This is a genomic window from Methanothrix sp. (assembly GCA_029907715.1).
Lineage (GTDB): Archaea > Halobacteriota > Methanosarcinia > Methanotrichales > Methanotrichaceae > Methanothrix_B.
In genome coordinates, this window is the sequence record JARYLI010000007.1 from 66,907 (window position 1) to 81,221 (window position 14,315).

The 14,315-nt window shown below is 55.1% G+C and carries 13 protein-coding genes and 1 other RNA gene; 9 read left to right on the forward strand and 5 right to left on the reverse strand.

Going from position 1 to position 14,315, the window contains the following annotated elements:
- The first annotated feature begins 25 nt into the window (after positions 1-25).
- Positions 26-1,462, forward strand: a complete 1,437-nt coding sequence (locus QHG98_06115) for a DHH family phosphoesterase (protein ID MDH7597296.1) — start codon at positions 26-28, stop codon at positions 1,460-1,462.
- A 53-nt stretch (positions 1,463-1,515) separates the two neighbouring features.
- Here QHG98_06115 and QHG98_06120 read toward each other — a convergent pair whose 3' ends face one another.
- The gene (locus tag QHG98_06120) at positions 1,516-1,956 is read right to left on the reverse strand and encodes a hypothetical protein (GenBank protein ID MDH7597297.1); all 441 of its coding nucleotides are present in this window, start codon (positions 1,954-1,956) and stop codon (positions 1,516-1,518) included.
- A gap of 183 nt (positions 1,957-2,139) precedes the next feature.
- On the opposite strand from QHG98_06120, the gene QHG98_06125 reads away from it, so the two are divergent.
- Both QHG98_06125 and QHG98_06130 read left to right on the forward strand, forming a co-directional pair.
- Positions 2,140-3,357 carry a replication protein A gene (locus QHG98_06125; protein ID MDH7597298.1) on the forward strand — a complete coding sequence of 406 codons (1,218 nt, stop codon included), beginning with the start codon at positions 2,140-2,142 and terminating at the stop codon, positions 3,355-3,357.
- The gene (locus QHG98_06130; GenBank protein MDH7597299.1) at positions 3,357-4,238 is read left to right on the forward strand and encodes a hypothetical protein; all 882 of its coding nucleotides are present in this window, start codon (positions 3,357-3,359) and stop codon (positions 4,236-4,238) included. The genes QHG98_06125 and QHG98_06130 overlap by 1 nt, the downstream gene beginning before the upstream one ends.
- A 234-nt stretch (positions 4,239-4,472) precedes the next feature.
- Here QHG98_06130 and QHG98_06135 read toward each other — a convergent pair whose 3' ends face one another.
- The gene (locus QHG98_06135) at positions 4,473-5,657 is read right to left on the reverse strand and encodes an argininosuccinate synthase (GenBank protein MDH7597300.1); all 1,185 of its coding nucleotides are present in this window, start codon (positions 5,655-5,657) and stop codon (positions 4,473-4,475) included.
- A gap of 147 nt (positions 5,658-5,804) precedes the next feature.
- Between QHG98_06135 and QHG98_06140 the strand changes: the two genes are divergently transcribed.
- A complete protein-coding gene (locus QHG98_06140) occupies positions 5,805-6,740 on the forward strand; it encodes a transcriptional regulator (GenBank protein MDH7597301.1) in 936 nt (311 codons plus the stop codon).
- A gap of 64 nt (positions 6,741-6,804) precedes the next feature.
- The gene (locus tag QHG98_06145) at positions 6,805-7,779 is read left to right on the forward strand and encodes a phosphoribulokinase (GenBank protein ID MDH7597302.1); all 975 of its coding nucleotides are present in this window, start codon (positions 6,805-6,807) and stop codon (positions 7,777-7,779) included.
- Between the two features lies 1 nt (position 7,780).
- On the opposite strand, the gene QHG98_06150 is transcribed toward QHG98_06145, so the two are convergent.
- Together QHG98_06150 and QHG98_06155 are read right to left on the reverse strand one after the other, a co-directional pair.
- Positions 7,781-8,293 (reverse strand): nitroreductase family protein, encoded by a 513-nt coding sequence (locus QHG98_06150; GenBank protein ID MDH7597303.1) that lies wholly within the window; start codon positions 8,291-8,293, stop codon positions 7,781-7,783.
- 13 nt (positions 8,294-8,306) lie between these two features.
- On the reverse strand, positions 8,307-8,549 hold the full coding sequence (locus tag QHG98_06155; GenBank protein MDH7597304.1) for a winged helix-turn-helix domain-containing protein: 243 nt from the start codon (positions 8,547-8,549) through the stop codon (positions 8,307-8,309).
- A gap of 50 nt (positions 8,550-8,599) precedes the next feature.
- Here QHG98_06155 and ffs point away from each other — a divergent pair.
- The 3 genes from ffs to QHG98_06170 all read left to right on the forward strand — a co-directional run bounded on the left by ffs (position 8,600) and on the right by QHG98_06170 (position 12,122).
- Positions 8,600-8,915: signal recognition particle sRNA (gene ffs, locus QHG98_06160), an RNA gene on the forward strand.
- 362 nt (positions 8,916-9,277) lie between these two features.
- Entirely contained in the window at positions 9,278-9,871 is a 594-nt protein-coding gene (locus QHG98_06165) for an MFS transporter (GenBank protein ID MDH7597305.1), read from the forward strand.
- A 115-nt stretch (positions 9,872-9,986) separates the two neighbouring features.
- A complete protein-coding gene (locus tag QHG98_06170; GenBank protein MDH7597306.1) occupies positions 9,987-12,122 on the forward strand; it encodes a DHH family phosphoesterase in 2,136 nt (711 codons plus the stop codon).
- A gap of 81 nt (positions 12,123-12,203) precedes the next feature.
- Here QHG98_06170 and QHG98_06175 read toward each other — a convergent pair whose 3' ends face one another.
- Complete coding sequence (locus QHG98_06175) at positions 12,204-13,253, reverse strand: radical SAM protein (GenBank protein MDH7597307.1); 1,050 nt, start codon at positions 13,251-13,253, stop codon at positions 12,204-12,206.
- A 454-nt stretch (positions 13,254-13,707) separates the two neighbouring features.
- Here QHG98_06175 and QHG98_06180 point away from each other — a divergent pair, with 454 nt between their 5' ends.
- A complete protein-coding gene (locus QHG98_06180; protein MDH7597308.1) occupies positions 13,708-14,184 on the forward strand; it encodes a hypothetical protein in 477 nt (158 codons plus the stop codon).
- The last annotated feature ends 131 nt before the right edge of the window (positions 14,185-14,315 follow it).

The window sequence follows — 14,315 nt, forward strand, 5'->3', positions numbered from 1 at the left end:
CTCTCGCAGAAGGCTTAAAAGTTGTGTGATCATCTCTCGAAAGGGGTCGGTGAACATAGAGAACATCTGTGCATCTCTGAAGAAGCTGGCTGAGTATGGTGCGGAGGCAATCTCCAGATCAGGTGATGTCCTGGTTGTATCGCATATCGATGCTGATGGTCTGACAGCAGCTGGAGTGATATGCACAGCCCTCTCAAGAAGGGGCATAGATCACACGCCACTCTTCTTCAAGCAGCTTACCAAAAACGAACTTGAGAGCATCGCAGATGTGGGCTCAGATCTGGTGGTATTTACAGACCTGGGAAGCGGCATGATCCGGGAGATCTCAGCTCTCGGCATCAAAGCTGTTATCGCGGACCACCACCGCCCCGGCAGCACTGAACGCTGCGGGGGGATAGTCCACATCAATCCGCATCTGGTTGGTGGGGATGGCGCGACCCAGATAAGCGGCAGCGGGACTGCATTCCTTCTCGCGAATGCCCTTGGGAAGAATGAGGACCTCTCTGCGCTCGCGGTCGTCGGCGCTGTCGGCGATCTCCAGGACCTTTCATCGGGCAGGCTCGTTGGCCTCAACCGCAGGATAATAGAGACCGGATCGAGGGCGGGCGTACTCTCCTTCGGCCCTGATATCAAACTCTTCGGCAAACAGACACGTCCTGTCTTCAAGATGCTTGAGTATTCAACAGATCCGTACATTCCAGGGCTCTCAGGAGATGAGGAGGCGTGCATCTCCTTCCTAAAAGAGATCGGCATACGGCTCGGAGGAGAGCGATGGAGAAGGTGGATAGATCTGGACCAGGATGAGCGCGCCAGAATTGTGTCTGCACTGATCCGTCATGGTCTGCGTTCTGGAATTCCAGGCTTCAGGCTTGAGCGTCTCGTCGGAGAGGTCTACACGCTCACAAGGGAGAGGGAGGGCACGGAGCTCAGGGATGCGAGCGAGTTCTCCACGCTCCTGAACGCAACAGCGAGGTACGGCCACTCGCGGACCGGCCTGGATGTCTGCCTTGGCGACAGGGATGGGGCGCTGGAGGATGCTAGGCTTCTTCTGAGCCAGCACAGGCAGAACCTTCTGAACGGCATAAAGCTGGTGAAGGAGCGCGGTCTGATACAGCTATCGAACATACAGTACTTCGATGCGGGTGAGGATATACTCGATACCATAGTGGGAATCGTGGCTGGGATGGTATTTCAGATGGCAGACAGATCAAAGCCCATTCTGGCATTTGCATCTGCTCCTGATGGCATGCTCAAGGTCTCGGCGCGGGGGACGCAGGATCTTGTGAGAGCGGGCCTGGATCTCTCGCGTGCGGTATCTGCATCAGCCGGTGAGGTTGGCGGCGTCGGAGGAGGCCACACCATCGCAGCCGGCGCAACGATACCACCACAGAGCAGGGATGAGTTTCTCTCGATAATTGACAGAATCGTTGGGGAGCAGCTTAATAGGAACCGGAGCGCTTGAATGCGGGCGTGTGGTTCATGATTACCTCCGGTGTTCACCACGCTCTCTCAGATCTACACAGGAGGCAGGTATCCGGACTCAACAGCGTGGTTCTTCGCAACCAGCAGCCGCTCGTCCATGCTGAAGTTTCCTATGAACATGTGGGTGATCGTCGACTGCTCCTCCCTTGGCTGCTCGCGCTCCTCATCGTACACAACATAGCCCATCCTGCCTATGCCGCTGAAGTTCGCGTTTATGACCAGCTCGGTCCAGCTGGGAAACATCCTGAGATCCATGCGCGATGAAAGCCTGCTGCAGTCCTCGAACTCCTTCTCACCGACCATGCTCAGATTGTAGTTCATAAAGCGCGTGCTCTCCCTGAACTTCTGATCGTAGGTGAAGAGATGAGCCTCGGGATCAGTCTTGGATCCTATACGAATCATCGGCTGCGACTCTGCGATACCGAGAACCATCAGCATCAGAGCTATCGCCAGTAGCCTCCTGCATCTGGGCATCTTAGAGTGAGTGGTGGTATGACGTTATAATCTTTCCGCATTGCTTTACGCTCATGACTTTTTGTCATCTGCAAAACGCTTTACGCCCTATCTGGATATTACTTTCGCCGTGGATGGCATGAGTTTATTTATGATGCGGTCTCATTTCATACCACCTCTCAAAGAAAACCAGAGGCTGGTTGAATGAAAGATATTGAACAGATCGTATCCAGGCTCAGCGAGCTTGGGATCGATGTCAGCACCGGGGATGTGGAGAAGAGATACCGCCTTCTTGTCGATAAGTTTCAGGTCCCTCCCCGGGAGGCGCAGAGAAGTGTTCTCAACTACTACCTGAAGGAGAAGGGCATCGCGCTCCCCTCCAGAAAGAGCGAGCAGGTGAAGATAAACCAGATCCGCGAGCCTGGAAGGTGGGTGGACCTGGAGGCGAAGGTCCTGAGCCTGTTTGATTCCCCCAGTCCGGCGATATCCCAGGCAGGGATCCTTGGTGACGATACGGGAAACATACGGTTTGTCAAGTGGGCGAAGTCTGGGCAGCCCGATCTCGTCGAGGGAAGGAGCTATCTTCTTAGGAATCTTGTTACAGACGAGTTCCAGGGCAGGTTCAGCGTCAAGATAAACAGAAACACTGAGATCACAGAGCTCGAGAGGGATATAGAATCTGCTGTGCTTCCACAGAGCTCTGCAGATTACAGGGTCGTGGACATCAGCGGGCCGGGGCAGTGGATCAACCTCAGGGCCAAGGTCGTCCAGCTCTGGGAGCCCTCAAGCGACTCTATCCAGCAGCAGGGTCTTCTCGGAGATGAGACCGGAGTCGTGAGGTTTGTCAAGTGGGCGAAGTCCGGGCAGCCCGATCTCGTCGAGGGAAGGAGCTATCTTCTTAGGAATCTTGTTACAGACGAGTTCCAGGGCAGGTTCAGCGTCAAGATAAACAGAAGCACTGTCATAGAGGAGACCGAAGAGCCGATCGAGGTATCGCTGAACAGAAGGATCTCAGGCGCCATAGTCGATATACAGAAGGGCTCCGGTCTCATCAAGAGATGCCCTACATGTAGGCGCCCCCTCTCGAAGGGCATATGCGCAGAGCACGGAAAGGTCGAGGGTGTTTACGATCTCAGGGTCAAGGCTGCAATAGATGACGGGCTCATGGTCCAGGACATCCTGATAAACCGCGAGCGTGTTGAGGAGCTCATCGGCCTCACAATGGAGCAGGCGAAGGAGATGGCCATGGAGGCGCTTGATCATGAGGTTGTCCTAGCGCTCATCGAGGAGAAGCTGATAGGAAAGTACTTCGAGGTCACCGGGCCGGTGAGGGACAGGTACCTTCTGGTGGACAGCATAAAGGAGATGGCTTTCAGTGAGGAAGAGATGTCCCAGCTTGTGAGCAGGGCGGAGGGACTATGATGTACTCCAGAGAGGTCGCAAGGAGGGTGTTTCTGGCTGAACTTAAAAGGTCGGATCTCTCCTTCCGGGAGGGAGATGACTCGCAGTATGCTCCACAGTATCTCCTGACACCAACAGGCGCCAGATGCAACCGGGTTTTTGTTGTCGGGACGCTGATAGAGAGGGACGACATCGGCGAGGAGGTCGAATACTGGCGTGGGAGGCTGGCGGACCCGACAGGCAGCATTCTGATATACGCTGGACAGTACCAGCCCGAGGCATCCAGAGCGCTTGCTGAGATCGAGATCCCGGCATTCGTTGCGGTCGTCGGCAAGCCATCTGTTTATGAGACTGAGGATGGGAAGAAGATAACGTCGATAAGGGCGGAGGCTATACAGAAGGTGGATCTCGATACCCGTAACAAGTGGATCATAGAAGCGGCGCGCAGGACACTCGAAAGGCTGGAGCTCATGCGCAGCATAGATGTGCCTCAGAGCACAGACTTCCAGCCCGGAACCATGTACCATCCGGAGGCAACGACGGTCGAGGATTGCAGGAAGGCCATGGGTCATTACTCCACGAACATTGAGGAGTACAGGCAGATGGTACTCACAGCCCTGCGGGCCATCAGAAATGAGCAGGAAGTTGAAGAGAGCACGCCCGCCGGGGCGAGTGCTGTGCCTGAGGTGCGTGCGGATACGGGGACCCCCAGCGGCTTGGAGGAGATTCAGGATCTCCAGGTTAGCGGAAAGGCAGCTTACGATGCAGATGCCGGAACCGGATCACGCGAGCCTGATGCATACACCAGGCCACAGCCAGGCAGAAGGAAACAAACGGGATCGAAGCGCATAAGCAGCCTCATAGATCTGGAGAACGATGATATCGAGGAGATAGATCTCTGAGAAACTGTCCCAAAACTATGAAAGATGCTGGGTGCCGACAGGAACACTGCACGGAGATTGCCGGTGCGGATTTAAGATGACCCATACGAAAACGTGGCACTCTGTATCTTTATGTTTTTTGGGCGGGCATATTTTCCTCAGCACAGTGACCTGAAGCTGCAGCAGCTTCACAGGCTGCTGAGGCGATTTCACACTCAGCAGCCTGCTGCTTGCCCTGTGCTTCTTGACAAGAACTCAGCCAGATCTCTTCCTGAGCAGCCTGGCCTGGAAGCCGTGATACTTTGCGAAGCCCTCGGCATCCCGCTGGCTCAGCATCTGTGAGTCGAACGATACCATCTCCTGGGAGTAGAGCGCGTCGGGGGATCTCCTGCCCACAGGCATCGCATTGCCACAGAATAGCTTCATGCGAACGACTCCATTGACCCTGGAGCTGGCCTGGTCGATGAACGCATTCAGGTCTGCGAAAAGCGGATCGTCCACCAGTCCCATGTAGGCCATCTCGGCCCATGCCTCATCGACGCCGGCCTTGAACCTGAGCTCTGCTCGGGAGAGCACAAGCTGCTCAAGATCCCTGTGGGCCCTCAGGAGAACGGTCGCAGCAGGATGCTCGTAGTTCTCTCTGGCCTTGAGCCCCAGCACGCGATCCTCTATCATGTCTGTGCGTCCTATTCCATGCCTTCCTGCAATGAGATTCAACCGCCTGATCAGCTCGACCCCGCCGAGCCGCTCGCCATTGAGCGCCACAGGCACGCCGCGCTCGAACTCGATCTCTACAATCTCCGGCGGCACGCTTCCGTCTGGTGTTCTGGTCCAGGCGTAGATCTCCTCGGGCGGCTCGAAGAGCGGGTCCTCGAGCATCCCTCCCTCGATGGATCTCGACCACAGGTTCTCGTCGATGGACCATGGGCGATCTTTCGATGCCTGGACGTCTATGCCGTGCTCCCTCGCATAGTCGATCTCCCACTCCCTTGAGAGGTCCAGGTCCCTCATGGGCGCAATGACCCTCATTCCGGTGGCCCTGAAGACTGCCTCGAACCTGAGCTGGTCGTTACCCCTTCCTGTGCATCCGTGTGCCAGTGCGTTTATTCCCAGCTTTCTTGCAACATCGACGACCTTCCTGGCTATCAGAGGCCTCGCTATGGCGGTTCCGAGGACATATCCCTCGTAGGAGCCATTGGCCTTGATGAGCGGGAAAATGTAGTCTCTGACGAACTCATCCTTTGCGTCTATGACATAGTGTTCGTCGCTCAGCTTCTCAGCCCGCCTGTTTCCGCGTTCGATGTCCTCTGGGGGCTGGCCCACATCAACAAGAACCGTGACAACGCGCCTCATGCCGTAACGCTCACGCAGAAGCGGAATGCAAACAGATGTGTCAAGCCCGCCGGAATAAGCAAGAGCAACCTCAGCTTTATCTGTCATGCTGATAACCGGAAGGGAACAAGTTATTTCAATTTTATGAGTGACCGGATTGGGCTGTCTCCTCTGAATGCGTTTAAAAGCCGTACTGTGGGCACAGGACAGGCCGGCTCAAGATTTAAATAGCTGCTCTTCGGATTTAATACAGCGATGGAGAAGGAGCTTCTGACTCGCGGCGTGATAAACGTGCTGAGAGAGGCGGGCTTCCTGGTCTCGTCCATGTGCGACATCAGGCCAAGGAGCTTTGATCTTGCAGCCAGGCGAGAGGAGCTGCTCCTGCTGCTCAAGATACTCTCGAACATCGACGGGCTGAACGAGCGCACAGCCCGCGAGATCACCAGACTTGCAGGCCATCTGCTAGGGCAGCCGCTGATTGTGGGTGAGAAGACCAGAGATCAGATGCTCGAGCGGGGTGCGGTCTACTTCAGGTATGGGGTTCCGACGGTGAGCCTGCCGACGCTTGCAGACTACCTGCTGGGAGGCATCCCCCCTCTCGTCTACGCGGCACATGGCGGTCTTTATGTTAAAATCGATGGGGAGATGCTCCGGAAGCTGAGGATGGAGCGCGGGATATCGATCGGCGAGCTGGCAGCAGAGCTCGGCGTTTCGAGGCGCACTGTGAGCAAGTACGAGAGCGAGTCGATGGATACATCGATAGATATAGCGCTGAAGCTCGAGGAGATCTTCGATGAGGAGCTGATCCAGGCCGTGGATATCTTCAGGCAGCGTTTCGTGGAGGAGGCCAACGCAGAGGTGAAGGACAGCATTCTACGCAGACTTGTGGAGCTCGGGCTTCGTGTATTTCCTATATCTCAGGCCCCCTTCAACGCAATAACGAGAGATGATGAGATGGTGGTACTCACGGGTGTGAGCAGACTCACCACAAGCATGATCAAGCGTGCGAGGCTCATGAGCAGCCTGTCATCCGTCACACTCACACACTCTGCGCTCATAGTCGATGGCGAGACGAGGATAGATAGGATAGAGAGGACCGCAGTCATAGGCCGGAAGGAGATAGAGAAGATCGATAGCAGGAAGGACTTCGCAGATCTCCTGATGATGAAGCGCGAGAGCTCCGCCTATTAGGATCGTCTGTAAGATAAAGCGTGCTGGGCGCTATTTTATTGTATATCCGGAAGAACCTGAATCCATGAGACTTCTTGAGAAGATCCGCGAATCTGGAAGGGTGTTTGTTGTTGCGGTCGCCGGAGATAGTGGATCCGGCAAGACGACGTTCACCAGGGGCATCCGTCGGATGCTTGGCGAGGATATGGTCGGCACATTCTCCATGGATGACTATCACAGTCTTGATCGCAGGCAGCGAAAGGCTCTGGGGATAACGCCGCTGAGACCGGAGGCGAACAGGCTCGATCTGCTGGCCGAGCATCTGGAGATGCTCCGGAGGGGGCTTGCGATAGAAAAGCCCGTTTATGATCACGCAACCGGAGAGATAAGGGGACCGGTCGTATTCGAGCCCTCACCTGTGATCATTGTCGAGGGCCTCCATCCGTTCTACACACAAGAGCTCAGGGATCTCTCGGACTTCAAGATCTTCGTCGATCCCAGCAGGGCTGTGAAGAGGAGATGGAAGCTCCGGAGGGATGTGGGGGAGCGGGGCTACGCTCCAGAGGATGTTATGAGGGAGATCCTGGAGAGAGAGCCAGACTACAAGCTCTACGTGGATGTCCAGAAGGTCTATGCTGAGATGGTGATAAAGATCCAGGACTCTAGGATCCCTCCGGAATGGACAGAGATTGCGAGGGGCTCTGGCAGTGAGAGGTACTCGGTGAGGATCATACAGCAGATTCTCGATCAGCCCTTGGACGAGGTCGATCTGACGATAGACCTGAGCAGGATAATGCGGCTCACAGAGCGCGAGTTCTCGATAGAGTTCCAGAGGGACGACTACTACGGGAAGAAGGTGGGGGTCATGACCCTCGATGGTGAGTTTCCCCTTACCATGATCAGAGATCTGGAGAGGAAGCTCTGCAACTTTTTAGGCAGAGATCTGCCCTCTGTGGCAGAAGGGATACATGAGGATCAGGCTTGCCACGTCAATGCGGCCGAGATGGCCCAGCTCATTCTGATCTGGAGGTTCCTCGAGAAGATCGCACATCTCGCCTGAATCAGCACCATCTCTCGTAGCAGACGATCTCCTCGATGGGCTTTCTCGGCCTTGGCGCCGGGTCCTCCGCAGGGTATCCAAGAGGAAGGAGCGCGACGACGCGGACGTTCTCTGGCACCTCCAGGATCTTCTTGACCCTGTCCTCGTAGAACGCGCCGATCCAGCACGTCCCGAGGCCGAGCTCTGTTGCCTCAAGCGTCATGTGGTCGAGTGCGATTGACACGTCTATGGTGTAGGTGTGCTGGCCGCATGTCATCACGTACCTTGTCTCAGTCCCGCAGGCTGCTATGACCACAGGTGCCTCCGCGATGAACCACTGGTTCTTGGCGGCTTCAGCAAGCCTCCTCCGCCTCTCCGGATCCCTCACAACTATGAACTTCCAGTCCTGGAGGTTCTTTGCAGATGGGGCAAGCCTTCCGGCCTCAAGTATGCGGTTGAGCTTCTCCTCCTCCACAGGCCTCTCCTGATACTTCCTTATGCTCCTCCTCTTTCTTATGGCCTCGATCACATCCATGTCACAGCCTCCGCTATGATCTTCTCCTGAGCTCCCTTTCGAGTTCAACACCCTTCTCTGTAAGGCGCCAAGTGCCATCAGACTCCTCGATCAGTCCCCTCTCGCCCAGATCCTGAAGCACCTTTTTTATAGCAGGCGGCGTTATCCTCTCGATCTTTGCGATCTTCTCGGCGCTCATCGGGCCCTTCGATCCAAGAACCTGTATCACGCGCTCCCTCTGGCTGTTTCCCAGAACGAATCCCATCAGCTCATCCATTCTGCATACCTCTGCGATAGCTTTATTGCTCCCAATATCTTAATAGATTGTGGCGGGTTAGTCCGGGTGGTTCGGCGTCACCTGTAACCCGAAATCGCCGATATGCGGGGGACGAAGCTGGTGGGCGACTTTATGCGCCGTGTATTCGGCCCATCTGCGTACAATGATTCTCCGTTCTGTAGGGACGGCATCGGCCAGGGGGTCAGCCGGAGGGCGGGCTCGCTGGCCCTAACTGCAGGCACCGGTTCAGGCCCGGAAGGGAGCAGACCCACTGCGGATAACCGTCGCTTACAGGATCGCGGGGAGGAGAAAGCGGATGGATCAGCTGGTACGCGGTGCTTCTGGCAACCGCCAGCGCACCCGCCAGAAATGATATGTCCTCTGCGATAGATTGTGCCTCCGGCTGGAGCTCTGAGAGTGTCAGATGTGTACAGACCAAATGTTTATTTTTTACATTGACAGCAGCAACCATTTGAATGTAAATGATTCAGTTATCCTGCAGATTATTAGCAGCAGTGGGGCACGCTGATAGAAAAGTATATATACTATTACTTCGAAAAGACAAACGATCAATTATGTCGCTAGCCTCAACTGTAATGGTGAATGTGTACACCAGAATACGTCCGAGGATATAGCGGCGCCCTTCTTTGAGCTCCCCACTCAGCTTTGCATGCAATTATCGAATTTCATATTAATAATATTAATTAAATACAAGGAGGTGACTGGCTGTGAATCGCACTACAAAGCTGCTGATGCTATCGGATATCCTCGTGCTCACAGGGCTCGGGCTGATACAGCCCATACTGGCGATATTCATAAACGATGGAGTTGCGGGTGGCAGCGTTCTGTCCGCGGGAATAGCGAGCACGCTCTTCCTGGTCACAAAATCACTGGTCCAGCTGCCTTTCGGAATGTACATCGACAGAGTGAAGAACAAGAGCAGATGGCTTCTCATAGGCACATCAATTGTGGCATGTGTGCCTGTCATGTACATATTCATTGACAGCATATACCAGGTGTATGTTGCGGAGATCATCAACGGCATCGGAAGCGGTCTTGCATATCCGGCGTGGATAGCCCTGTGGAGCGCAAATGTTGAGAAGGGCAACGAGGGGTTTGAGTGGTCTCTCTACTCCACATCAACAGGGCTCGGGACAGCGTTCACAGCAGCGGTCGGTGCGGCCATAGCCAGCATGCTCGGGTTCACTGCAACCTTCGTCTTCACAAGCATGATGTGCCTTATGGGATCAGGGATAATACTGATGCTCGACCGGGAGGAGCGCGTGGCGGTGAGTCCCTTCGCGTCGACAACTCCGGTCTGAGGACTGGAGTTCTCCCCAGCCCTGCGCCAGCCACGGATGTCTTTCGGTCTGCAATATCCGGAATTCAAAGACAATCCCAAAATTGATAAATCTTGGAGAAATCTTCACTTTGGCGATGAAAATCTGCGAGAGATGCAGAGGGCAGGGCTTCATGATCGTCGGCGAACGTACCTGCCCCAACTGCGACGGGACCGGCAAGACGGAGTCGATAACACTGACCGAGGCGAGGGATTCTGACATAGCAAGCCTGCTCCAGGAGGGATCAGCGAGATGCGCGGTCTGCAACGGGACAGGCAGGATACCCATAACAGAGGCATGTGAGGCATGCGGCGGCCTCGGCAGGGAGTACAGATGTATTGTGTGCGGAGCCAGGCTGAACTCGAAGGCGGATCTATGTGAGAGATGCTCACGCACCCCTCTCGTATACATCCTGGATAAGGCGTGCGATACAGCAGATCTCGTGGTCGGCAGCATATACGAGGGGAGCGTGTCCGGGCTGGCGAGCTTCGGCGCCTTTGTGGACCTGAACGAAAACATGCGCGGCCTTGCGCACAACAGGTATCTCAGGTTCAGGCCTGAGGTCGGTGAGAAGCTGTTCGTACGGGTGAAGAACATCGCTCCTAACGGCAACATAGAGCTCGAGCCCGTCGAGCTGAAGGAGTACCATGTGGTTACTGTGGAGAAGGATCTGCCGCTCACAAAGACCTCTGATCTGCAGAAACACCTCGGAAAAATCGTGTGCATCAAGGGCGAGGTGATCCAGGTAAAGCAGACAGCCGGCCCCACGATATTCACAATCGCAGATGACAGCGGCACGGTATCATGCGCTGCATTCGAGCGGGCAGGTGTCAGAGCATATCCAGAGATACAGGGGGATATGGTCGTCAAGGTCATCGGCGAGCCGACGATGAGGAACGGCCAGATGCAGATAGAGATCCGCTCGATGAAGCAGCTTTTCGGCGGGGAGGCGACGAATGTACGGGAGGAGATCGAGCGGGCGATAGACAGAAGAGCTGAGCCGTTTGACCCGCCACTGCTCATAGAGAGCGAGGTGCTAGAGAGGCTCAGGCCCAGGATGAGGGCGGTCGCCAAGGAGATCCGCAGGGCGATATTCAAATCGAAGCCCATAGTCATAAGACACCATGCCGATGCTGATGGCATCTCAGCTGCGGTTGCGATAGAGACCGCGATACTCCCTCTGATGAAAGAGGTCTGCGGGCCAGATGCAGAGTACTACAGCTACAGGCGTGCTCCCTCTAAGGCGCCTTTCTACGAGCTTGAGGATGTCACGAAGGATCTCAGCTACGCGCTGGAGGACCAGTCCAGGTACGGGCAGAAGATGCCGCTCATAGTTCTCATGGACAATGGATCCACAGAGGAGGACGTGCCTGCGATGAAGCACGCCCAGGTCTACGGCCTTGAGATGATCGTGGTCGATCATCACCATCCGAACGATGTCGTCGATCAGTATCTCATCGCCCACGTGAACCCGGCGCATGCCGGCGGTGATTTCGGCATCACAACAGGAATGCTGGGGGTGGAGATCGCCCGCATGATCAATCCCGATGTGGAGAACAAGATCAAGCACCTTGCCGCTGTCTCTGCAGTGGGCGACCGAAGCGAGGCTCCGGAGGCGGAGAAGTACATCAAGCTCGTTGAAGACAGGTTCAGGGTGGAGGATCTCAAGAAGATCGCTCTTGCTCTCGATTATGAGGCTTTCTGGCTCAGGTTCAATGAGGGGCGCGGCCTGATAAACGATATCCTCTGCCTGGGGAGGCTGGACAGGCACCGCAGGATCGTGGATCTGCTCTGCGATCAGGCGAACGCTGCAATCGAGGATCAGCTCAGGGCAAGCATGGGCAACGTGAAGAGCACGAAGCTGCCGAACGGGGCGATAATGAATGTCATAGACGTCGAGAACTATGCACACAAATTCACATTCCCCCCGCCAGGAAAGACGTCTGGGGAGATCCACGACAGGATGTGTAAAAAGTATGATGGGAAGCCGGTCGTCACCATAGGATACGGTCCAGACTTCGCGGTCCTGAGGAGCAGGGGGGTGAAGATGAACATACCGCAGATTGTCAAAGAGCTGATGGAGGAGATCCCGAATGGAGGCGTGAGCGGTGGGGGTCACCTGGTCGTCGGCTCGATCAAGTTCGTTGGGGGAATGCGTAAGGAGGTCCTGGCAAAGCTTGCGGAGAAGATCGGAAGCTGCGAGGTCGAAGAGGTTCCCTCATCTGCAGCATAGTTTTGTGCGGTCCTGTTTCTTCGTGGGCTGTTACCAAAATAACACACTTTTCTCCGATCAGCCCTGAGGAAATGGCTGGCATCATCCGGGCGCGAGGATGTGAATGTTCCCTACGCGCACCCTTTCAAGCCCCGCTATTCTGGCGGTGTCCAGGCACCGCATGGCCAGTGACCTCGGCGTGAACGGCATGTCTCTCATGTGGAACTGCGGATGGAACGCGAGCAGCGAGTACGGGATTCCTGGATTGAGGGATGCCAGGAACTCCGCTATCGCTCTCACCTCCTCCTCGTCGATGTATCCCGGAACCAGAAGCGTGCTCGCGATCACGAGCGGCGGCACCCCTCTCCTGTCCATCATCTCCGCCGCGGCGGATATGTTCTCCAGGGTTCTCCTGTTTGAGACCCCTGTAAGAGCCCTGTGAAGGTTATCATCCATCGCCTTGAGGTCGAACTTGATGCATCCGCCACTGATGAGAGAGAGTTCGAGCATCTCTTCGAGAAGATGGCGATTCATCGATCCGTTCGTCTCCCAGCAGATCCGCAGGATATCACCTCTCGAGTCCAGAGCCATTCTGGATGCTCTCAGAGCGAACGGCAGCTGCGGTGCCGGATCGCCGCCAAAGTAGCAGATGCATGAGGTTCGTTCATCCACACTCTCCACCAGCTCTCGTACATCAGTCGTCCATGGGCGGAGCGTCTCGTATCTGAACTGCCAGTTCTGGCAGTAGAGGCAGTTGAACGTGCATGCGTGGAAGAATACTGCCAGGTTCTTGTATCCGATCTCTGGGCCATTTGAATGTGCGTACTTCGGATACCCGGCGCCCGTCCCGCCCGCGCAGACCCAGTCTCCGACGCAGTTTGTCGGGAGCGGATCGTGGTACCATGATAGCTTTCCCTGTGTGGGAGTGACGCCCCGCAGCTCTCCATCAACATTCATCCGCAGACCACAGTAGCCCATGCCTCCAGGAGGTATTCTGCATTCATTTGCACATATGCTGCACAGAACTCCATCCGGATCGCAGGGGATCTCTTCCGGGAGCCCATACGCAGCCCTGCATCTCCTGTGCGCCATCATCGCCAGCTCGAGAGAATCCTCCGGCCGGGATCTGATGCAGCGCAGGCAAACCCGCAACTCCTCGGAAATCAGGCTCGAGGTCGCTCCACACAAAGAACAGCGTGCCATGGCATCTCCTGTGCATCAGATTGATCATCATAGTATATTATGATTAGTATCGGCATGTGCCTTATTCATCGATCGATCCGCGATCTCAGCACGGTTCGACTCATGAGGGAGATCATCCTCTCACTCCCATGCAGTGCTGTGGTGAATAATTGAGAACTAAAAGATCGATCGCTATCGATTTTTACTATAATTGTAATTTGTATGAATTGGGTTTCTGCCATCAGGTTCTCAAACATCATTCAACACAGCATCATGCAGAAAAAATTTTTATATTTGGAAAGAATAACTTCTGCCCATGGATGATCTAGTGCTGAGCTATCAGATGCTGATAAAGGCAGTGTTCAATGCAACTGGTGCTCGCAGCTCAATATATCCAAACGATTATAGTTATACTCCTATACCAATGAGGTCTGTCAGAGCTGTGCTTGGCGCTTTCAGGCCGGAGCCACAGGGCTCAGACCCATCCGGAGATATCAGTGCGAGGAGGCTCTGGTACATGTTCAGGGAGTACAACCCGAGATGCGCATGCTCTCTCATCAGGCTCTCCTCGCCGAGATCGATGGATATCGTGGGGGTTGTGACTCTTGAGGATGTATCGTACGCTCTTCCCTCCCGCAGGCTTGGGGATGAGATAATGCGGGCGGATCTGATGCTCGATGACATCGCTGAGGGCGCGGGGAACCTCTGGTGCATCGGCACGGGCTCTCCATCAGATGCCGGCGTGAAGGGGCGCGCTGAGGAGGTCGAAGAGGAGGGCGGAATAGAGATGACACTGATAGAGCCGCTGACAAAGCAGATCTTCAAGAGGAGCTGGGGTGGCACATTCGGGGCGGAGGACTGGCCCGTATCCAGCATAAAGGCGTTTGCCGTCTGGTTTTAGATGGATGATGCGGATATAATTTTATGAATTTTAATAATATTATCTGACCAGCATTTTGTATAATTGTTGGCAGTGAACCATGACATCTGGCTGATTTGCATCTCGGTAATGTATTTGCTCACGCTCTTATG